The 21,221-nt window shown below is 52.1% G+C and carries 22 protein-coding genes and 1 pseudogene; 8 read left to right on the top strand and 15 right to left on the bottom strand.

Annotated features, from left to right (window positions below; translation table 11 throughout):
- The first annotated feature begins 140 nt into the window (after window positions 1–140).
- Together C813_RS23085 and C813_RS23075 are read left to right on the top strand one after the other, a co-directional pair.
- Complete coding sequence (locus tag C813_RS23085; protein WP_017458123.1) at window positions 141–1,520, top strand: carbohydrate porin; 1,380 nt, start codon at window positions 141–143, stop codon at window positions 1,518–1,520.
- 114 nt (window positions 1,521–1,634) lie between these two features.
- Window positions 1,635–2,537: an EamA family transporter gene (locus tag C813_RS23075; protein WP_017458122.1), complete on the top strand. Its 903-nt coding sequence runs from the start codon at window positions 1,635–1,637 to the stop codon at window positions 2,535–2,537.
- A gap of 6 nt (window positions 2,538–2,543) precedes the next feature.
- Here C813_RS23075 and nepI read toward each other — a convergent pair whose 3' ends face one another.
- The 3 genes and pseudogenes from nepI to C813_RS23060 form a co-directional block, all read right to left on the bottom strand.
- Window positions 2,544–3,728, bottom strand: coding sequence for a purine ribonucleoside efflux pump NepI (gene nepI / locus C813_RS23070; protein WP_017458121.1), 1,185 nt, complete (start codon window positions 3,726–3,728; stop codon window positions 2,544–2,546).
- A 200-nt stretch (window positions 3,729–3,928) separates the two neighbouring features.
- A pseudogene (locus tag C813_RS23065) lies at window positions 3,929–4,460 on the bottom strand (SRPBCC domain-containing protein).
- A 96-nt stretch (window positions 4,461–4,556) separates the two neighbouring features.
- Window positions 4,557–5,009, bottom strand: a complete 453-nt coding sequence (locus C813_RS23060) for a DUF1198 domain-containing protein (protein WP_017458120.1) — start codon at window positions 5,007–5,009, stop codon at window positions 4,557–4,559.
- A gap of 104 nt (window positions 5,010–5,113) precedes the next feature.
- On the opposite strand from C813_RS23060, the gene C813_RS23050 reads away from it, so the two are divergent.
- A complete protein-coding gene (locus C813_RS23050) occupies window positions 5,114–6,016 on the top strand; it encodes a LysR family transcriptional regulator (RefSeq protein ID WP_017458119.1) in 903 nt (300 codons plus the stop codon).
- Window positions 6,017–6,025: 9 nt separating this feature from the next.
- Here the strand turns inward: C813_RS23050 and ilvN are convergent, their stop codons facing one another.
- The 3 genes from ilvN to ivbL form a co-directional block, all read right to left on the bottom strand.
- A complete protein-coding gene (ilvN, locus tag C813_RS23045; RefSeq protein WP_017458118.1) occupies window positions 6,026–6,310 on the bottom strand; it encodes an acetolactate synthase small subunit in 285 nt (94 codons plus the stop codon).
- A 3-nt stretch (window positions 6,311–6,313) separates the two neighbouring features.
- The gene (ilvB, locus tag C813_RS23040; protein WP_017458117.1) at window positions 6,314–8,002 is read right to left on the bottom strand and encodes an acetolactate synthase large subunit; all 1,689 of its coding nucleotides are present in this window, start codon (window positions 8,000–8,002) and stop codon (window positions 6,314–6,316) included.
- A 105-nt stretch (window positions 8,003–8,107) separates the two neighbouring features.
- Window positions 8,108–8,206 carry an ilvB operon leader peptide IvbL gene (gene ivbL, locus C813_RS47055; RefSeq protein WP_139164763.1) on the bottom strand — a complete coding sequence of 33 codons (99 nt, stop codon included), beginning with the start codon at window positions 8,204–8,206 and terminating at the stop codon, window positions 8,108–8,110.
- Window positions 8,207–8,717: 511 nt separating this feature from the next.
- Between ivbL and tisB the strand changes: the two genes are divergently transcribed.
- On the top strand, window positions 8,718–8,807 hold the full coding sequence (gene tisB, locus C813_RS47675) for a type I toxin-antitoxin system toxin TisB (RefSeq protein ID WP_017458115.1): 90 nt from the start codon (window positions 8,718–8,720) through the stop codon (window positions 8,805–8,807).
- A 55-nt stretch (window positions 8,808–8,862) separates the two neighbouring features.
- Here tisB and C813_RS23025 read toward each other — a convergent pair whose 3' ends face one another.
- Genes C813_RS23025 through sctV form a run of 9 tightly spaced genes read right to left on the bottom strand, consistent with a single transcriptional unit; the run spans window position 8,863 to window position 17,563 of the window.
- A complete protein-coding gene (locus C813_RS23025) occupies window positions 8,863–9,933 on the bottom strand; it encodes an EscU/YscU/HrcU family type III secretion system export apparatus switch protein (protein ID WP_017458114.1) in 1,071 nt (356 codons plus the stop codon).
- A gap of 3 nt (window positions 9,934–9,936) precedes the next feature.
- A complete protein-coding gene (sctT, locus tag C813_RS23020) occupies window positions 9,937–10,740 on the bottom strand; it encodes a type III secretion system export apparatus subunit SctT (protein WP_025263790.1) in 804 nt (267 codons plus the stop codon).
- On the bottom strand, window positions 10,737–11,003 hold the full coding sequence (gene sctS / locus C813_RS23010) for a type III secretion system export apparatus subunit SctS (RefSeq protein ID WP_017458112.1): 267 nt from the start codon (window positions 11,001–11,003) through the stop codon (window positions 10,737–10,739). Before sctS ends, sctT begins: the two co-directional genes overlap by 4 nt.
- A 14-nt stretch (window positions 11,004–11,017) precedes the next feature.
- Window positions 11,018–11,671, bottom strand: a complete 654-nt coding sequence (sctR, locus tag C813_RS22730; RefSeq protein WP_017458111.1) for a type III secretion system export apparatus subunit SctR — start codon at window positions 11,669–11,671, stop codon at window positions 11,018–11,020.
- Window positions 11,671–12,705: a FliM/FliN family flagellar motor switch protein gene (locus C813_RS22725; RefSeq protein ID WP_017458110.1), complete on the bottom strand. Its 1,035-nt coding sequence runs from the start codon at window positions 12,703–12,705 to the stop codon at window positions 11,671–11,673. The genes sctR and C813_RS22725 overlap by 1 nt, the downstream gene beginning before the upstream one ends.
- 23 nt (window positions 12,706–12,728) lie before the next feature.
- A complete protein-coding gene (locus tag C813_RS22570; RefSeq protein WP_238593044.1) occupies window positions 12,729–13,181 on the bottom strand; it encodes a hypothetical protein in 453 nt (150 codons plus the stop codon).
- Window positions 13,171–14,547 carry a FliI/YscN family ATPase gene (locus C813_RS22015; RefSeq protein WP_407656256.1) on the bottom strand — a complete coding sequence of 459 codons (1,377 nt, stop codon included), beginning with the start codon at window positions 14,545–14,547 and terminating at the stop codon, window positions 13,171–13,173. Before C813_RS22015 ends, C813_RS22570 begins: the two co-directional genes overlap by 11 nt.
- The gene (locus C813_RS21055; RefSeq protein ID WP_017458107.1) at window positions 14,541–15,443 is read right to left on the bottom strand and encodes an FHA domain-containing protein; all 903 of its coding nucleotides are present in this window, start codon (window positions 15,441–15,443) and stop codon (window positions 14,541–14,543) included. Before C813_RS21055 ends, C813_RS22015 begins: the two co-directional genes overlap by 7 nt.
- Window positions 15,444–15,454: 11 nt before the next feature.
- Window positions 15,455–17,563: a type III secretion system export apparatus subunit SctV gene (gene sctV, locus C813_RS20015; protein WP_025263789.1), complete on the bottom strand. Its 2,109-nt coding sequence runs from the start codon at window positions 17,561–17,563 to the stop codon at window positions 15,455–15,457.
- A gap of 339 nt (window positions 17,564–17,902) precedes the next feature.
- Between sctV and C813_RS19925 the strand changes: the two genes are divergently transcribed.
- From C813_RS19925 to C813_RS14955, 4 genes are read left to right on the top strand one after another with little or no spacing between them, the layout of a single operon-like run.
- Window positions 17,903–18,448 (top strand): RNA polymerase sigma factor, encoded by a 546-nt coding sequence (locus tag C813_RS19925; RefSeq protein WP_017458104.1) that lies wholly within the window; start codon window positions 17,903–17,905, stop codon window positions 18,446–18,448.
- A 3-nt stretch (window positions 18,449–18,451) separates the two neighbouring features.
- Entirely contained in the window at window positions 18,452–19,003 is a 552-nt protein-coding gene (locus C813_RS16920; protein ID WP_017458103.1) for a GNAT family N-acetyltransferase, read from the top strand.
- Window positions 19,004–19,019: 16 nt separating this feature from the next.
- A complete protein-coding gene (locus C813_RS15875) occupies window positions 19,020–19,241 on the top strand; it encodes a hypothetical protein (RefSeq protein WP_017458102.1) in 222 nt (73 codons plus the stop codon).
- Window positions 19,242–19,258: 17 nt separating this feature from the next.
- Window positions 19,259–21,208, top strand: coding sequence for a secretin N-terminal domain-containing protein (locus C813_RS14955; RefSeq protein ID WP_017458101.1), 1,950 nt, complete (start codon window positions 19,259–19,261; stop codon window positions 21,206–21,208).
- Window positions 21,209–21,221: the final 13 nt, after the last annotated feature.

The raw sequence follows: 21,221 nt of genomic DNA, 5'->3' as shown, positions 1-21,221 counted from the left end.
AAATTGATTACGGTAAATCTTAATTAAGCTGTACCCGCATTTATAAAATAAAAGCAGTTCGTAATGGTGATGGCAATAATCTCTGCCCGGTCACCCGGGATGGTTATTGTCTGAGAATAACTTACTAAATTGAGATAACCATGAGAATTAATAAAAAACTTCCAGTGGCGCTGGCGGTTGCGGCCACCCTTTGCTCTGGTTCCGTCTTCGCACAAGAATTTACCCAAGAGCAAATCGATGCCATCGTCGCCAAGGCGGTGGATAAAGCGCTGGCGGAACGCCAGGCGAAAATGGACGCCGCGATTGATAAAAAAGCGGATGTGGTGGTGGAACCACAAAGCGCGGCGCAAACCCCGGATTTGGCGGTGCCCTACGGCGTGAAATTTAGCGGCTACGCCCGTTATGGCGCGCACTTCCAGTCTGGCGATCAGAAATATGTTGGCGTTGATGGCTCCTATAATGGCGCGTCGGCGATTGGTCGTCTGGGCAACGAAGGCAACGGCGGTGAATTCCAGCTCTCCAAAGCCTTTAAAGGTGACAATGGCGCTATCTGGGACGTCAACGTGATGTTCGATCACTGGGGCGACGAAGTTAACCTGAAAAAAGCCTATGCCGGGGTGACCAACCTGCTGGCATCCAACCCGAACGCCTACTTCTGGGCGGGACGTGATTTCCACCAGCGTCCACAACAGGGCATCAACGACTACTTCTGGATGAACCACGACGGCCAGGGCGCCGGGGTGAAAAACTTCGATATCGGCGGCGTGCAGTTTGATGTCGCGGCTGTTGGTTCGGTGGCATCCTGTAGCCCGGAAGTGCTGGAAGATGAAGCCAACCCGTCACGCATCACCTGTACTGGCGGCTCCAACGTCGGCGATAAAGGTAACTATGCGGTGACCTCCAAAATCCACGGCATGAAAGTCGGCCCGCTGGATCTGGAAATCTACGCTAACTACGGTTTTGATTCGAAAGCGATTGAAAGCGATGCCCGTCTGAAAGCCTGGCAAGGTGGCGCGGTGCTGAGCCATACCTACGACCACGGCATTAACAAACTGATCGCGCGCTACTCCGATAACGCGGATAATAGCGTATTCAACAAAACCGACGATCTGACGGCGATTTACGCCAGCTTCGAAGGCAGCTACAAATTCTCCCGCCAGACGCAGGTGGACTATCTGCTCGCGTACCACGACTACGACAACAGTGCCAACAAAGCGGATAACCGTCGCAACTATGGCGCGATTGTTCGCCCGATGCACTGGTGGAACGATGTGCACTCCACCTGGCTGGAACTGGGCTATCAACGCGTAGATTATGATGACGGCGGCGATAACCACGGCTGGAAAGCGACGCTGTCGCAGAACATCTCTATTGCCATGGGACCGGAGTTCCGCCCGATGCTGCGCTTCTACGTGACTGGCGGCGAAGTGGATAACAAACGCACCGCACGCGTGAATGGCACCAACGACTCCACGCTCGATTCGTTCAACATCGGCGCGATGTGGGAAGCCTGGTGGTAAGGTAACAAAACCGGAGGCGGTCCCCCCTCATGCCGCCTCCGGTTAAACTCTGTACATGTGTTATGATGCGCGGCCTTACGATAAGTCATCAGCATCACAGAGTTGGGTTAGCACATGGGTTCGAGCAAGAAAGGGATGTTTTACGTCCTGGCTGCCGCCGTTTTATGGGGCAGCTCCGGGGTTTGCGCGCAGTACATTATGCAGAAAAGTCATATCTCCTCGCCGTGGCTGACCATGACGCGACTGCTGTTCACCGGGGTAATTCTGCTTACGCTGTCATTTGTCCACAGCGACAAAATTTTCACTATCTGGAAAAACCGTAAAGACGCCGTTAGCCTGCTGATTTTCTCGCTGTTTGGCGCGCTAACCGTGCAGCTCACTTTCCTGCTGACGATTGAAAAATCCAACGCCGCCACCGCGACGGTACTGCAATTCCTCTCGCCGACGATTATCGTGGCGTGGTTCGCCCTGGTGCGCAAAGCGCGGCCAACAATGCCAGTGGCGCTGGCGATCATCACTTCGCTTATTGGTACTTTTTTACTGGTGACGCACGGCAATCTGACGTCGCTGTCTATTTCGCCTGAAGCGCTGCTGTGGGGCATTGTCTCGGCCTTTGCCGCCGCGTTTTACACAACCTATCCCTCAACGCTCATCGCCCGTTACGGCACGTTGCCGATTGTCGGCTGGAGTATGTTGCTGGCGGGATTGATGCTGACGCCGTTCTTTGGCGGGCAGGGAAATGATGTTGTGGTGAATGGCCGCCTGCTGATGGCCTTTTTCTACCTGGTGGTGATTGGCACCGCGCTGACGTTTAGCCTCTATCTGAAAGGCGCGCAGATGATTGGCGGGTCGAAAGCCAGCATTCTGAGCTGCGCCGAACCGCTGAGCAGCGCCCTGCTGTCGGTGGCGCTGCTCGGCGTGGCGTTTTCGCTGCCGGACTGGCTCGGCACGTTGCTGATTGTCTCGTCGGTATTGCTGATTTCCTGGGATTCGCGGCGCAAAATCCGCGCCGCCTGAACCGGGCTAGCCTTTCACCCGCACCTTCGCCGCCACCAGCATCGCCGTTAACAGCATCAGGCTGCCGGAAAGCACCAGTGGCGAGAGCAAACCGTAATGATCCAGCGCGAAGCCGCCAATCGCCGCGCCGCAGGTGTTGGCAAGCTGGATCACCGCCACCTGAATGGAACCGGCTTTTTCTGCCTGATCGGCAAGCGTGCGAGTGATCCACGTTGACCAGCCCACCGGGATCAGCGCGAAACCCAGCCCCCAGATAATGGCGATGCCCGCCGCAACCACCTTATCGCTACCCCACAGAATCAGCACCAGGGCGCTAATCGCCAGCGTTAACGGTGCCAGCGCTAACACCAGTTTTACTGAGCGTTTCATCACCACCGACGAGAACGACGTGCCGACAAAGCTGGCGATACCGAAGCTCAGTAGCACTAATGTCAGCCCATCGACATCAAACCCGGCGAGATTCATATAAACCGGGCGAATATAGGTGAAGAACGAGAACTGCCCGGCGAACACCATAAAAATGGCGATCATCCCGGCCAGTACACCGGGGCGTTTGAGCAGGCCGAACATGTTCTCGTGGTGCTCGGTTTTCCCCGGCAGCGACGGCAATGCCTGCCACACCCAGATGATGCAGACCGCGCCCATCAGCGCCGCGCCGTTAAACACATTGCGCCAGCCGATAATGCCGCCGAGAAAACTGCCGAGCGGGGCGGCGATCACCAGCGCAATCGACACCGCGCCAAAAATCACCGACAGCGCTTTTGGCACGACGCGCATCGGCACCAGCCGCATGGTCAGCGACGCCGACATCGCCCAGAAACCGCCGAGAGCCAGGCCAAGACAGGCGCGGCCCAGCAGCAGCAGGGTGAAGTTGGTGGCGAACGACACCAGCAAACAGGAAAGCGTAAGCAGCACCGCGAACGCGATCACCACATAGCGGCGGTCGGCGGCACGGATAACCGTGGTGATAAACAGGCTGGCGAACATGGCGACAAACGCCGTCACGGTGACGGTTTGCCCGGCCAGACCTTCCGAAACGCCCAGATCCAGCGCCATTGGCGTGAGCAGGCTGACCGGCAAAAACTCCACGGTAATCAGGCAGGCCACGCAAAACGCCACGGCGAAAACCGCCGACCAGTTCGGGCGGTTTACCGCATCCGTTGAAGAGGGCGTCACAGATTGCTCACTCATTGGTTACCTGCTTAGTTTTTATTCGTGAAAGTCGCGCAGTGTAACATTCAAAATGTGTGACGCAATTAACAATTTGGCAACTCTGTGGCGGCGATGAACGCAACCGCCTGGCCGAAAGCGCGCCCACCCATGTGTATATGGCGACGCAGAATCGCGGCATAACGGCGGCGGGTGTTATGCCGCGCCACCGGTGCCGTGCGCTATTTAACCCGTGCGTTACGCGCCGCCGTTGCCAGGCCAACAATCCACTCCTGGTGAGCATTGATCATCGGGTTTGGCACCGCGCTCGCCAGTTGCTGCGCCGGAACGCCGGTTTGCGATTCCTGGGTCAGGATGCGCACGCGGTTACCGGGTAAATCTTCAAACAACCAGGCGTGAAGCGCATCCAGCCGCGAATTTTCCGCCCTCCACCCAGCCATACCACGCGATACGCGCGGCTTGGCCTTCAAGCGGCGGAACATATTCACACACCTGCGCCTCGACCGGAAAACCAAAAGTGGTGAAACGAAAGCGGGCACTGGCGCTTAATAACGGGCCGCTCCCATCATGGAAACGGATATCTTGCGCGTTGCTGTAGTAAGTCGGCCACAGGCGGGTGTCATTGAGTTGCGCCCAGATATCGTGTGCCGTTAGCCCGGCGACAATGATTTCGTTGGAGGCAAAATTATCGGTGGTGCCTGGCAGGTAATCTTGCGGCCAGACAATGGCGCTTTGCGTCAGGGATTGCGTCATGGTGTACCTCGTCATGGATGAACGAGGCCACTTTGCGCCGCGCGGTGTTATAAATCTAATGACTATCGTTGATGAACATCATCACGCTACGTGATATCAATGCAGCCAGTGAACACCTTCTTCGGGCATAAATAGCGCGTTATAGCGTATTTGAAAGTTGTTGAGATCGGCTCTGTCCGGTTCCAGTTCGCGCAGAAACCCTTGCGCCAGACGGATTTGCACATCGGTGACAGGGGCTGCCAGCCGCGCTTTTTGCAGCAACCGGTGCCAGTAAACCAGGTTTTGTTCGCTACTGTCGACAATAGACACTTGCCAGATAAGTAACACCTGGGTGGCATTTTGCAGGTGCGCTTCGTCCGGGCGCGTCAGGTAGCTCAAGTATTCGTTACCGGCGCTTTTGCCCATCTGGTCGATCATCGATTCCACCGGCACGGGCTGAATGTTGAGTCGGTCGGTGAGGCGGCGAATCGCACGACGAGAATCAGAGGTTAATACCCTGAAACCAATCACAAAAACCACCACCAGCGTTGCCAACATCAACCAAACCATAACCGCTCCCGAAGCGCAAAAGAGGCTCATCATACGGGGAAATTAGCCGCTACGGACAGCCGTAAATGCGATAATCTTTATTATCGCTCTGGCTGGTCACTATCATGAATAACGATATCAGAAACCTCGATCTTAACCTGTTGAAAACGCTGGATGCCCTGCTTGATGAACGCAATGTCACGCGCGCTGCCGCCCGCCTTTCGCTGACGCAACCGGCGGTAAGTGGCATGTTGACGCGCCTGCGTGATTATTTTGCCGACCCGCTGTTTATCCGTGCGCCGCATGGCATGGTGCCCACGCCTCGGGCGCAGGCTTTGGCGGCGCCGGTCAAACAGATCCTGGCGGATATTGACCACTTGCTGAAACCCACCGCCTTTGACCCACTCAGCGCCACGTTTATCTGGACGCTGGCGGCGACGGACTACGCGCTGAAAGTGGTGATCGTGCCGTTTATTGCGGAGCTGAAAAAGCACGCGCCGGGGATCCGCATCCGCGTTGAACCCGTGGAGCCGCAGCGGCTGGTAAGCCAGCTTGAGCGCGGCGAATTGGATGCGGCGTTAATGACACCGCACAGCACGCCGGAAGCGCTGCACAGCCGGGCGCTGTTTGAGGAACGTTTTGTCTGCATGATGCGCGCCGACCATCCGGATGCGGCGCAAAACACGCTGACACTTGAACGCTTCTGCGCGCTGGAGCATGCGCTGGTAGCGTGGGATGGCGAACGTTTTCGCGGCGTGGCGGATAATGCGTTGGCCGCCATCGGCAAAAGCCGCCGCGTGGGCGTGTCGGTGAATAATTTCCTGATCCTGCCAGAGATATTAACCATCAGCGATATGATTGCCGTGGTGCCGCAGCGCCTTGCCAGCCTGACGCCGGGCATGTGTATACGTGAAGCGCCTTTGCCGATACCGGGATTTACCAAAACCCTGGCCTGGCACGAACGCAGCCACCGCGATCCGGCGCATCAGTGGCTACGCAACCTGCTGTTCGACATCAGCCAGCGTTAAGCGTGGCGATTACTCAAAGAACAGACCGAGTTTGTTAAACACGCCCGGATCGGTCTGGTGGCGGATAATCTGCACCACATCTTCCAGCTTATCGATCTGGCTTATCATCTGTTCCAGCCGCTGGTCATTCGCCACCTGGAGCCAGATGCGGCTCTGCTCGCCGCTTTGTAGCGGTAGACACAGAATGCCTTCCACGTTGAACGCGCGGCGGGCAAACAGCCCACAGACATGCGTCATCACGCCCGGATGGTTGCGCACGGTGAGTTCGAGAATGACGTTATCAGTTGTTTGCATGGCTTATTCCCCCACCATTTCTGTATTCGCCGCGCCCGGCGGCACCATCGGGTAAACTTTTTCTTGCGGGTCGATACGCACATGCACCAGCGCAGGCCCCGGACGAGATATAACCTCCTGCAACGCAGCCTGCGGGTCAGATTCAGCGTTTAAATCGCAGGTATGCAGGCCAAAGCCAGCGGCAATCTGCATGAAGTTGATCATACCGGGATACGTTGCGGCAAACACACCGGACTTGTAGAACAGGCTCTGTTGCTGATGCACCAGCCCCAGCGCTTCGTTATTCATCAGGATGATTTTCACATCCAGATTATTTTCCGCAGCGGTGGCCATCTCCTGGATGTTCATCATCAAACTGCCATCACCGGAAAAGCAGATGATTTTACGCTCCGGGTTCGCCAGCGCCGCGCCAATCGCCGCAGGCAGGCCAAAGCCCATGGTGCCCAGCCCGCCAGAAGTCAGCCACTGTCGCGGACGGTTCAGCGGGTAGGCTTGCGCCGTCCACATCTGATGCTGGCCGACATCGGTGGTGATAATCGCACTGTCATCCACGCAGGCAGCGACCGCATTGATCAAACCGTAATGGGTGAGCGGGTCGCCCGCTTGTGGGATCGCGCCGGGAAACTCTTTTTGCAGCTGCTCCACGGTGTTGCGCCAGGCGTGGCGGGAATGGGCTTCGACTTGCGGGATCAGCGCATCGAGCACTTCACCAACGTCGCCCTGAATTGCCACATGCGCCTGCTTCACTTTGCCTAACTCCGCACGGTCGATATCCACATGAATAATTTTGGCATTCGGGCAGAACTGTTCGGTTTTGCCAATCGCCCGATCATCAAAACGTGCGCCAAGCACCACCAGCAGATCCGCTTCCTGCAAAATATAATTGGTGCTGCGCGCACCGTGCATTCCCAGCATACCTAGCGACAACGGGTGCTGTTTCGGTAACATGCCGAGCGCCATCAGCGTCATGGTGGTGGGCATATTGGCTTTTTCTGCCAGGTGGCGGATTTGCTGCGGCGCGTTAATGACACCACCGCCCAGGTACAGCACCGGGCGCTCGGCGGCGTTGATCATCGCGGCGGCAGCGTGAACATCCTGGGCGTTCCAGGCGGGCGCTGGCGCTTTATGACCCGGTTCCGGCAGCTCGCTGAGGGTGATTTCCGCTGTCTGCACATCTTTAGGAATATCTATCCACACCGGGCCAGGGCGACCAGACTGCGCAATGCGAAACGCATCGCAAATCACCTGCGGCAGTTCGCTGATATCGCGGACCAAATAGTTGTGTTTCGTGATGGGGATAGAGATGCCGTAAGTGTCCACTTCCTGGAATGCATCGGTGCCAATCATCGAGGCCGGAACCTGGCCGGTGATGCAAATCAGCGGGATGGAATCGAGACGCGCGTCGGCAATGGCGGTCACCAGGTTGGTCGCCCCCGGCCCGCTACACGCCAGACAAACCGCCGGTTTGCCCTGCGTACGTGCCATGCCCTGCGCAATGAAGCCCGCGCCCTGCTCGTGACGCGCCAGCACATGGCGGATCTGTTTGCTTTGGCTTAGCGCGTCATATAACGGCAAAACAGTGCCGCCGGGGATGCCGGTAACGGTGGTGATGCCCTGACGCTCCAGTAAATGAACAATCAGCTGCGCGCCTGTGTAGCGCGTGGATTGCGATGTGCTGCCCGAACTTGCCATGCTCCAGTCCTTTTATTCTGAGCCGGCTTTCCAGGAGAGGCTTAAACGAAAAACCCCGCCCGGTTTGCGCCGGCGGGGTTTTGGAATCGTGTGTTGTTCCGGACCCTACGGCGCATTGCCGACGACCACCACCACACGCACGACGACCACCGCGGCGTTATGCGCGGTTTTTAGTAGGTTCATCGGTTTGGTGGAAGCGTTCATTAGGGGCCTGTCTGTTGTGTTATTAACGAGATTTATACAAACACAGGAATCATTCGCCGACAACTGCTTTTTACGCACCCGCAGAAAACTGCGCAGCCGATCACGTTTATTTGTCTGGCATCTGAAAACAAAAAACCCCGCCGGAGCGAGGTTTTTGTCAGCATTTTCGCGGTTGGTGGCCGCAAAACACACTGCGTTACGTCAACCACGCAACTATACGACGAATCCTGCGGATGCGCAATTTTCACGCGATTTTTCCCGCATTGAGTATGGATCAATGTATAAAATTCCGCCAATTAATACTGTATATATAAACAGTATTAATATATAATGACCTTGCGAACCAGCGTGAGGGGCCGCGTTCAACGGCGCAAGAATTCCTGGCTGAAACGGGTGGTGCCGTCAGTGCCTTAACCCCTCAAGAGCACACTGCGTTACGCCAACAACAAGGCTGACAACAGGTAGCGGAAAGGTACGTCAGCCGGTGCTCCTTGACCAGAGGAGAAAGCGTATGGGCGGAATGGAGATGTTTATACTGATCCTGAAACTCATTGTTGCCTTGTTGCAACTGCTTGAAGCTGTCCTGAAGTTTTTGCGGTAATTCAGGTTCAAGTCGCACCAAAGAGGGGCGGGAAACCGCCCCTCTTTTACACCTCTCACTCTGGCGCTGGCTCGCGTGTTTTCATTTGCTGTAGTTGGTTGTAAATATACGCCGTGTGGGCAATCGCCTGACGTGGAATGGCCTGCCCAATCTCGTATTGCATCAGCAGATGAACCAACTGCGGCGCGTCGATAACCGGAATGTTCAACGCGCGGGCGCTATCGAGAAGCCCGGATACCGCGTCTTTGCCCTGCTGTTTAAACAGAATATGCGGCAACGCGATGTTCTGCTGTTCATAACGCAGAAGAACCACCCGTGATGCGGCATCATTCAGCACCACATCCGCCAGCTTTAACACCTCCCCGGGCTGCGGTACGTCGACGGGCATCGGCGGCGGGCTCATCATCAGGCTTCTGCGGTACGATTTGATATGTGGATCGCCTTCGGTATCTTTGTTTTCCCGGCGCACCTCCTCAAGGCTCATCCTTTGCGTCTTGATAAACAGATATTTTTGCAGGCCGAAATCGAGCGCCGTCCAGACAGCAAGCAATATCAACATGTGGTGAAAGATGTCGCTAACCAGGTTACGCAGCACCTGCGGTAAGCGCATCAGCAGGCTTGCCGCCAGGTGGAGTATTTCGTTGATATGCGGATAAACCGCGCTGTAGCTGGCATAGACAATAGTTAAGAATTTCAGCAGGCTGCTCACCAACTCTGCAAGCTCTCTGGAGGAGAACATTTGCTGAATTTTTTGTAACGGGTTGAGGCGTTCAAATTTCGGCATCGCCGATTCGGGCGCGATGAGAAAGCCAAATTGCAGCCAGTTTCCTAATAACCTTGCTCCTATCGCCACGCCCAGAACAGGCGCCAGGAAAATACTCAACTCCACTGCCAGCAACTGCGTCAACCGCTTTGCCGCTGTAATAAATGGCAGCGTCATGAAGCTCAGCGCAACAACGAAGAGCTGTTGCAGGCGAGCGATTCCGCGCTCCATCATCATAAAAATGAATTCCATCGCCAGCGTGATCAGCAGCAGCAACGGCACTCCTTCATTTTTAAAAACATTCCCTTTCTTACGCTCATCACGGATTTTTTTCGGTGTAGGTTGCTCGTTTTTTTCCGCCATCGCTTAATCCACTTTCAGGTTAAGCGTGGAAGAAATCATCGGGACGACGCGCGCAGGTTGCAATAATTGCTGCTCAGCGAGATGCAGCAATGTCGGGATATACACCACCAGAAAGGACAAACCGATAATAATTTTTAACGGGATGGTCACGGTGGTGACCTGCATTTTCGGGCTGTAAAGGCTCAGAATCGCCACGCTAAATTCGATCATCAGCATCAGCACCGCAAAAGGCGCGCTGTAAATAACAATAAAAGAGAATATGTCTGCGAGAAAATCTAACCACTGTTTAAAGGTTACCGCTGTGTCAGTGAAGAAAAGTTTATCGATCGGCCAGAAGGTATAGCTGCGCCAGAGAATATCTATAAGATAAGCGAAACCGTGAAAATGAATAAAAATCAGTAAAAAAATACTTTTAAAGACATAGCCAAAAAATGATCCGTTGTTGGTTATTGCCGGATTAATTTGCTCACCCATTTGTCCGCCGCTCTGATTATCAAACAGAACCCCGACGCTTTCAAATAACCAGAAAGGCACAACCAACAGAAAGCCTAAAAAAATACCCAGCAACGACTCTTTTATCATCATGATAATAAACATGATGCCTTTGATATTGCCCAAATCGGCTTGCGCATAAAAGGTGGTCGCGGGAATAAAAGTAAACACCAGCGCGATACTGTAGAGCACCGCACCTCTGATCTCCTTGAAAGAGAAAGCAATAATAATAGCCATGCAGGGATAAATGCGCGCACAGGCACTCACCAGAGCCATTAACGCCTCTCCTAACCAGTCGAAAGAGACAAACGTCATTGCCAGGCTCTTATTTGGCTGATTAAGTCAAAACAGTTAATACTTAATTGCACTGTTTTTTGCAGCATCCAGTGACCGGAAAAAGCCAGAGTGACGCCAACAGCCACCATTTTCAATGCAAAAGGTAATGTTGCATCCTGTAATTGCATCACCGATTGCAGCAGCGCAATGATAATACCCGCCACCACTGCGGTCACCACCGGAGGAACCGATATCAACATTGCCAGCACTAATCCCTGCTTGAGCAGTTCGACAATATACATATTTATTCTCATCGCTAAATGTAGCTGTAAAATAACCCTTCGAGTAAACGACCCCACCCTTCAATTAAAACAAAAAGCAGTAACTTAAGTGGAACAGCAATAAACATTGGCGCCACCATCTGCATTCCCAGTGCCATCAGTACTGTCGATACAACGAGGTCTATCACTAAAAAAGGAATATAGATTAAAAAGCCAATTTTAAACCCGGACTGTAATTCCGAAAGGACAAACGCACTTAATATCAGCGCCGGGTTATCGCGCGTTATTGGGTTACTCGCCTGATCTTTCCACAGCTTTTTTGCCGCTTCCGTTAAACGAACATGGGTATCTACATCAATATTGCGCTGTAAAAAATTTTGCAGCGGCGCAATTACCGTCGGATAGTGAGCATAAATCGCGGCGACATCTATTTTGTCCGGTGAGATTTGTCGCACGCGCTGGGTCATCTCATTAAACACCGGCCCCATAATAAACAGCGTTGCGGCAAGCGAGATGCTGTAGATCACCATGTTGCCAGGCACCTGCTGTATGCCCAACGCGTTGCGAACGATCAGCAAGACAACGGAAATTTTAAGAAACGAGGTGGAGATAATCATCAGCAAGGGCAACAACGTCAGCGCCGCGATAAACAGCGCCAGCGCCGCGGGATTGATCTGCTGAATATCCATCAGAAATGCTCCATGCGGGTAATTTGCAGCCCCAGCACGCCTTCAACATCCACCAAAGTACCTTGCGCCAACGGGCGCTCGCCATAATAAATCGCCGCCTGACCGGGGGTAAAATCCGTGAATGTCAGTATCGAACCCGCCCGCAGCGACTGCAGCGCGTCGAGCGTTAACGTTAGCGTTCCGGCACGCAGCGTTACCCGCAGGGGAACAGAGGAAAGATCCGGCATTTCATGAGGTTGTGACGGGATCTCGCGCGGCAAAGACACCGGGGGAAGCGTCGCGTCCGGGTGCGGAAATGCCGTATCAACAGGGGTGAATTCCATTTCAATCTCCTTATGGGAAACAATCGTAAAGCAATGCGCCAGCGGGGCGCATTGCTGTAAAGAGAAACACTGTGTGCCGATTTGCAGTTGCCCTGATCCTGCCGGGTTAAAGAGCCGGTTTTCTGGCAGCACAATATCGCCAACGCGCAGTTGCCGTAACGCGGCTGCCGCAAGCTCCGTTGAGGCCAGGATCAACGGGAAAGAGAGTAAAAAATGCTTATTTTGCGGCGTAGGGGAAAAGTGCCACGCCGAATGCTGAAGCAAGCGAAGTAATGTTACCGGCGACAGGGCCATTAACCCTTTTTCGTGTCGCTCGCTGTTTTTTATTTCCATCCAACAATAAATTTCCGGCTCATGGCTTTCCTCAGCAGGTTGTAAGTAACCCACTATATTTTTAATTTCCTGACTGAGCGCGGCGTTATATACATCCCAGTACCACTGTGCCGAGGCATTATTATTTTCGGCTAATAACGGACAAAGCGATAACAGGTTCAGCAAAGGCTCCGCATTATAAAGGCGTAATTTACCGTATTGACTGGCAAAACAGATCGGTTTATTTGGCAGTCGTTCTCCCGCCTGCAACGGAAAGAGACGTAACTGCCCTTGCTGACCATGACATTGAAAATTCAATATCGGTTGTCGATCCAGATATTGCCGGGCAATGACCTCATCTTTACTGACAGGAGGAAATAACAGCGCAGTTTTATTCATCAATAATGACTCGTTGGCCAACACTAAATGGCATGCAGATATTCAAGGATAAAACGAAACTTTTCCTGCCGTTTTCTTTTCCCGACAACCAACTGAAAATGCGCAGCGACCTTATCGCACTGGCGCAGATAATCTGTTTCTTGCTGCTTAATTCGCAATATGGCGTCCTGCTGTTGTTGCACCATTCCCTGTTCTTTTTCAAGCCATTTTCGCATATCCATTAACGATAACACGCGCTGTGTATTTTTATCGTTCATCGCGGAAAAATATTCACGATTAAATTGAGAAATGTGTTGTGAATGCCTATTAAGCGCGTCGAGTTGTTGCGCCATTTTTACCTTTTCTCGCTGTTGTTTTAACCACGCCAATTCTGTTTTTACCGTCCGGTAATGATAAAGCGATAATAACTGGTGCAGTAGCATAGTTAATCTTAACGATTCATCTGCGCTGTTTTCATTCTCTTCGTTATAAAACACCTTGCGGACCCGGCGCATTTTCCACGACCTCACGTAATCGATTTAAGGTTATTTCAGGCGCGCGCGGCGCGCGTAATGATTGTTTGAGAATATTATCCAGTGCCGGTTTAACCGCAACCGCGTAATCGGTAAAGGGATCGCTGCCGGTCTGGTATTCTCCAAGGCGAATTAACATTTCGACATCGGCATAGGCCGTCATTAATTGCCTTATATGTGTGGCAATAGTTTGCTGTTCAGTTCCCGTAATAGCATTCATGACCCGGCTCAGGCTGGCAGCCACATCAATGGCCGGATAAAGCCCCTGTTCGGCCAGTTTGCGCGAAAGGATAATATGCCCGTCCACTAAAGAGCGCACTTCATCGGCAATAGGGTCTTGCATCGAATCTTGTTCAACCAGCACCGAATACAGCGCGGTGATGGTGCCTTGCCGGGTACGCCCACTGCGTTCAACCAGCCGCGAGAGCAAGTTGTAAACCGAAGGAGGAAAGCCATTGCGCCCCGGCGGTTCACCATTAGCAAGCCCGATTTCACGTTGTGCGCGGGCAAGACGTGTCAGTGAATCAACAATTAATAATGTGGATTCCCCTTGCTGGCGAAACCCTTCGGCGATGGCGGTGGCAGTAAACGCAGCGCGCACACGCTCCATGCTGCTGCGATCCGAGGTGGCACAAACCAGCACCGTGCGCTGGCGTAGCGCTTCATCAAGCTCCCTGTCCATAAACTCACGCAGCTCGCGCCCGCGTTCACCCGTCAGGCAAAACACGATAGTGTCGCAAGGGATGTTTCGCGCCAGCTCCGCCAGCAGCGTTGTTTTACCGCATCCCGCCCCGGCAAATATCCCCGCCCGCTGGCCTGCGCCCAGCGTCAGCAAACCGTCGATACTGCTTAGCCCGGTGTAGAGCGGCGTCTCAATACACAGGCGATCGGTCGCCAGCGTGACGTTATGCATCACCGGTACAGATCGCGCGGTTAAGGTGTCGACAAAAGCGGCCTGACCCTGCCCACCAAGAGCACGACCAAACCCATCAAATACGCACCCTTTCAGCGCTGGCGAGACCTGAATGCTGTGGGGCAAGCCTAAAGGATGGACCTCTGAACCTGGCTTAATGCCTTCCAGCGTATCCAGTGCGGCAAGTGAAACCTCTTGCGAATCAAAGCCAATCACTTCAGCCATAATCGGCTCGCCCGACGTGCGCGGCAAAAGACATAAGTCTCCTAACCGCGCGCCCGGAAGATGACACTGTAAAACGATGCCGCTGATCCCGGTCACATAGCCGACAATGTGTACCGGCTCTGTCTGCTCAAGCTGGCGTTGTGTGGCCTGCTGCCAACGGGCAAGTTCCTCTTGCCAGCCGTCGCTCACCAGGGCACCTCGAACCGCGTTTCACCCTGAAAGATCAGCTTTTCTTCGTTAATGGCGAGAAGTTTGATGCCATTAATCTCATCATTGATAAACACCCTCAGCCCTTTGTCGGTCACGATATAGGGGGATTCACCCTTTACCACAAGGGCAATGCGAAAAGGCAGCGGTGGCGGCGGCTGGACAATATCCACTGAGATTTGCGCAGCACTCTGGTACTGCCGGGCAAACTGTTGCAGTAACGTCTGCGTTTCAGCCTGTAACTTATCATCGCCGACCAGATGCAAAATGATGTCGTCACTGCCGGTTATCTCCAGATCGACGCGTTGCCCTAAGCCAGCCTGCTGAAGCAGTGACGCCAGGATTTCGCGGGTTTGCGCGGCGGATTCAAGAAACGTTTTCCGCGGTTTCGGCACCGGTGTTGAAATCGCTGTCGGTTGCTCGTCGTTACCGGAAAAACCGCCCAGCGCGAACGCACCTATCGCGAGGATGAAGCAAACCGCAGCCACGGCTTTATTCAGTCGACGGCGCGGTCTTTCAGCCACCGGCGCGTGTGAACCCGGCTGGCTGTCGGCTTGCGCAGCGGGAGTGCTTTCCGTTTCCCACGGCGTGTCGGACTGCGCCACACATAACCAAATCCCCGCCAGCGAGAAGGGCGTACCGGGTTCGAGGTTATCAATGTGTTCGACCCGCCGCCCTTCATTCGTCAGCACTGCGCCTTGCAGGGCTTCCACCTGCCAGCCGTTATCCGTCGCGCGTAGCTGGCAATGGTTTTGCGCAATCGCCGCGTCGTATAACACCATGTCCGCATCAGGTGCTGATCCAATTAACCACTGTGTACCGGTCAAGGGTAACAGTGCGCCGCTATTCAGGCCGCTAAGCACTCTCAGTTCATAGAGCACGCTATTTTCCCTCAATCTGCTGCATGTTCTGCGGGTTCATGGGTTTCTGTTTCAAGATCGATCCGCCCCTGGATCTGGACTTTTATCGATGGGATAAGCTCCGAAAAGGCGAGTATCGGAACAGATGTGGACGACTCCCGTAGCAGACCGGCAAGCGGGCCACGCAACTCAGGCTCGACGAGCAGCACGCAAGGGGCGTCTTCATCAGCGGGAAAGCACTGCGCTAAACGGGAAAGCAACGCCTCATGCATTACTGAAGAGAGCGTCATCGGCTGCGCATTCGCTGCGTTTAGTGCCTGGCGGAACACCGCTTCCGTGGCGGGTGCCAGTAACCAGCTATTCAGCGTTTCATTTTGGCTGTACTGGTAACAAATCTGCTCTCTCAGCGCGTGGCGAACCTGCTCGGTTAACACCATCAGGTTGGATTCATGGCGGCTATTTTTAATCAATGTCTCGGCAATCAGGCGCAGCGGTCGCAGGGTGATATGTTCAGCGGCCAGCCGCTGCAAAACCGCCGAAAACCAGGCGATGGGTAAACATCTTTCGAGTTCATCGGCCAGTTCAGGCTGCTCGCTTCGTAGCCAGTCGACCAGCGATTTGCTCTCTTGTAAGCCGACAAATTTCCACCCCGTTGACAGGATGGTTCGCTGCATCCTTGCGAGGATCAGATCGCCAGAAGTGCGCTTTTCGTTCTCATACTGAGATAAGCGGTGATCGTCAACGTCAAACCATCGCAAGCCTTGCTCTTCGCGCTCTTCAAGTCCGGGCGTACCGTCATTTTCAGCGACCAGCCCGGCATGGACGGCGCATTTGTTTGGGTCATACGTTGCGCGAATAACCGGCACTTCATAGACGCAGAAACGAAATTCATCGGGCGCCAGCTGCTCATTACCCTCAAGCTCGAATGAGGGTAGCGTGAGGCCATATTCAAAAACAGTGTCGTTGCGTAAGGCATACATGCGCTGGAGCAGTTGTTCAAACGCCGGCTGTTGCTGATGCTGTGGGTGAAATTGCATCAGGTAGGGGCGCAGCGGGAAAAAGCGGCGAACATTTTCATAACCCATTAATTCGGCTGAATGAGCTTGCTCAGTGCCGACAGTAGCGGGAATTGGCTGTCCGGCCATTTCCAGCCTGTGCTTTTCCTGCCGGGTAAGCAGGAAGGCTAAGGTCAGACACAGCAAACTCAAGGTGGTGAAAAGCATCGCTGGCATGCCTGGCACCACCGCAAACAGCGCCATAATGATGCCGCAATAGATCCAGGCTTTAGGGTGGCGCGTCAACTGCCAGATGATCTCACCGCCAATATTGACGCTGGAAGCCGCATTATCAGAATTGACGCGCGTAATAATAATGCCCGCCGCGAGCGAGATCAGCAGCGCCGGGATCTGCGCCACCAGGCCATCACCAATGCTTAAAATCGAGTAGATATGCATGGCGTCGGCGGCGGGCATGCCGTGCTGCAAAATGCCGACGGAAAAACCGCCGATCAAGTTAATAAAAACGATGATAATCCCGGAAATAGCGTCACCTTTGACGAATTTCATCGCCCCGTCCATCGCACCAAAAAGCTGGCTCTCTTTCGTCAGTTGTTCGCGGCGCACTCTCGCGTCTGCCGTATCAATCAGGCCCGAGCGTAAATCGCTATCAATGGCCATCTGCTTACCGGGCATCGCATCCAGATTAAAACGTGCCGACACCTCCGCAACGCGCTCAGCCCCTTTCGTAATGACCAGAAAGTTAACAAGCGTCAGGATCAAAAAGATAACCAATCCCACAGCCAGGTTGCCGCCGGCGACAAAATTACCAAAAGTTTCAACAACATGACCCGCATCATGTTGCAATAAAATCATGCGCGTCGTGGCGACAGATAACGCGAGGCGAAACATGGTTGTCAGCAATAAAACGGCCGGGAACGTCGAAAATGCCAGCGGGTGGGGCATAAATAATGCCTGGATGGCCAGTAACGTGGCAATACAGATATTCAGAGAGAGGGCGGTATCAATAATAAAAACCGGCAGCGGTAAAACCATCATAAAGACAATCGTCATGACAATAACCGCACCAATGAGTTCCGTCTGGTTAACCATTCGAACGGCCAGTTTCGTGAAAAGCATTCTCATGAAAACCACATATTTTCATATTGATCGAATAAGTGATTTTTATTAACCATGATAATCATCTCAATATTAGATAACGCATCAGCAATCGACATTTTTCAAACCAATCAAAAGGCAACACCTTTACGTTAGTGTTCCCAACCCATGAATCTGCACAAAAGAAAATACCTAAAAATGTATCACACATTGTAGAGAGCGTATTCCACCCACCCGCACACATAAAAACAGATCACTTATCTGAAGGTGTATTTGAAATATTCTGCAAACTAACCAGGCAGATTTTCACTTAATAGCCACTCATAAGTAAACAAGGAACAACTGGATAATATAAAAGGAATTTTTATGGGGAAGTTACCCATCAGTGTTAATAATGAATCAATGTATAAAAGTGCTTTCGATATAGATGGGTTAGTCGCAAACACCTCGACCAGACTCAAGAAATTTATCAGCCGTCGGGTTTACAATCAAAGTGATGTCGATGACCTTGTACAAATGACTTACCTTGAAGCGTTTCGCAATCAACATAAGTTTATTGGCGCGTCCAGTAAAGAAACCTGGTTATTTGGCATTGCGTCTAATCTGGTGCGAAATCATTTTAAAAAGACATTTAGTAAACCTGAGATGGTAGCGCTGGATGATGTCAACTTTTTAATTTCCGATCAGATATTCAATCCTGATTATATCAATGAACACAAAATACAACTTTCTGAAACCATTGCCATGGTCGATAAATTGCCGCTCAAAATGCAAAGCGTCATTTATCATATTATGGATTCAGACACCAGTTATCACGACGCCGCCGAGCAATTAGGTATTCCCATTGGAACAATACGATCCAGGCTCTCCAGAGTGCGAAAAATACTGAAAAATAATCAGGAAGAAGGGTAACTAATGGAAATGAAATTAGATGCACGAATTTTAAAACGTCTGCCTCGTGGGCTCAGGGTTGCGCAAAAAAGCGATATTGAAGCCATGACCATGATTTTTAATGAGACAGCAAATACCGGCGCTAATTCTCCCGTAACAAGGTCGATCACCGTTAAAGAATTGGGGTTTTATATCGAGCTTTATCAACAAGATAGATTACCGGTGTATGTGCTGGAACGCGAAGGTGAAATTATCGCGTGGTTATCAGTTAACCGCTTTAGCTGGGGAACGTTAGCTTGCCGACAAACCGGGGAAATCGCCTTATATGTGCGCGCGGATCGCTGCGGTAGCGGCCTTGGCGTGCACCTTGGGCTGGCGGCGTTGCTGCTCGGTCGTGAATATGGCTTTGAAACCCTGGTCGCCTGGATTATGGCTTCTAACCTTGCCAGCCAACGAATTGCCAAATATCTCGGCGGAGAGCAATGGGCTTTTTTACCCAGAATTGCCCGTTTCGGTGAACAACGCGCCAGCGTCATGCTGTTTGGTTTCAGGCCGGATCTGCGTCTTTATAAATAAACCAGGGATAATTGAAATGCTAAAAATGGATTCTGTGCGTAGCCAGTTAGACAGTAAATTTAAACAAGCCAGCAGTGATTTTCAGACCGCTGCAAAAAATATGAATGGCATGTCAATGGGCGACTGGCTGACGTTTCATCAGCATATGAAACAATATTCTTCAGCCACCTGGGCGGCAAACCAGGAAGTGACGCTCAATCACAATCTGGCTCGATCAATTATTAACGATGGACGATAAACTAACAGGTGATATGTATGAAATTATACTGGCGTGTTTTTTATTCGCCTGTTTCGTATTGCGCCATATTATATAAACGATGCGCAACACTAACCCTGATATTATTAACAGTTTTTATACATCAGCACGCCGTGGCGGCTGTGCCCGCCCTATTAAACAGTGGTGAATTCTCTTACCAAAACACGCCTGCACCGCTAAATAAAGTGCTGGAAGATTTTGCTCATGCCTTTTCGCTACGTTTGGTTATAGACCCCAAAATTTCGGCAGAGGTAAAAAATAAACTACGCGCGACGACGGCGCAGCAGTTTCTTGAACGCCTGGCGCTTGAATATAATCTTCAGTGGTTTATTTTCGAGGATAAATTATACGTCAGCAGTAAAACGGATCAGCAGTCGTTAAAGATTAAAGTGTCTGATGAGTCAATTGATAGCCTTAAAAAGGCCTTAACGGATATTGGTCTGCTGGATAAGCGATTTGGCTGGGGAGAATTGCCGGAGAGTGCTGAAATATTGATAAGCGGGCCAACCGAATATGTCAACCTGATAAAAATGTTTGCCGAGCAGCCTGATACCAGTAAAAACAAAGAGGGCGCTTTTGAAACCATGTTCTTTCCTTTACGTTTCGCGGAAGCGGCCGATATCCGGGTTGAATATCAAAATGAACAGATCACCATTCCGGGCGTCGGAACAATATTATCGCAGCTATTAGATACCAAAAAATCAGCGCCCCAACTGCAGCGGTACAATTATCCAGGAGCGCTTGATCTCAGTGATGACAAAAACCCGTTGACTAACCGATTAGGCGCGTCGTTTTCAGCGCTGGCGGATCGCGTTTCACTGGCGCCCGCACTGCCCGCGTCGACCGATGACAAGCCGAAAATCGTGGTCAGTACACGCAGCAATGCCATCCTCATTCAGGATAATCCGGCCAAAAGGAGTGAGTATGCGCAGCTTATTGAAAAGCTCGATGTTCCACTGAGATCGGTGGCCATCGACACCCTGGTTATCGACATGGATAACCGGCAGATCCTCAATACCGGCATGCCGGAAAAACGGTTAAGCCGCAGAGGCAGCGTTTACGATGAGGTTATTAACGGCAACAAATCTGTGCTTAACGCACAGGAGATGAAAAAATTTCAGGCTGAAATTCAGAAGATTGTCGAACAAGGCGGCGCGTCTTTAACCGCTCGTCCCTCACTGACTACGATGGAGAATTTTCCCGCAGTCTTTAATTTTAGCCATCAAAACCAACAAGCGACAAAAGATGAACCGCTCTCTGCTGCGTCCAACGGTACGGTATTGCAAATTACGCCCCGCGTTATCGCCAGTGACAAACAGGAAGCGCTGCAGATTAAAGTTAATATGTATAACAAACGGACAACGCCAGCGACGGAAGATAACAATAAGACGGGTAACCTCAGCACGCTGGTCACGGTTGATGAGGGTGATTCGTTAATCATTGGCGGTTTATCTGTACATGAAAAAAAACATACCGGCGTTAACTTGCGGGAAAGTGACAATCGGCAGCGGTTTATTATCATCACGCCGAAAATCATCCAAAAAGAGGCCAACAAAGAAAAAAGCAGGGTAATAAAAACCGCCTCAGAATATGGCAGTTCGTTTTCTAAAAAAATGTATAAGCAGATCTTCGAGGATATTACCAGACTATCCAGCGGCACTATTTCACCCGATTCATCGCCAGCTATCGATGATATAACCATCGAGGACGTCTGCGATATTAACTGGCCACTGACCGTTCTGGCTGGAAACGTTAAATCGCTGGCAACGCAGGAATATACCCTCTCTTCATCATTAATAAAAAACGCAGGGCAGCAGCCAGTTGTATTTCATGATACCGATTGTGATAACGATGAAAATCTCATGATCGTCCCTTACCCCAACGCGCCTATATCACCCGGCGCTTATATCGAAGTTTATATAGCCCGAAAGACCGAAACAGAGAAATAAACGCGTTCAAAGA

The sequence above is a fragment of the Kosakonia sacchari SP1 genome (assembly GCF_000300455.3).
Lineage (GTDB): Bacteria > Pseudomonadota > Gammaproteobacteria > Enterobacterales > Enterobacteriaceae > Kosakonia > Kosakonia sacchari.
This window is presented reverse-complemented; position numbering and strand designations above follow the sequence as displayed.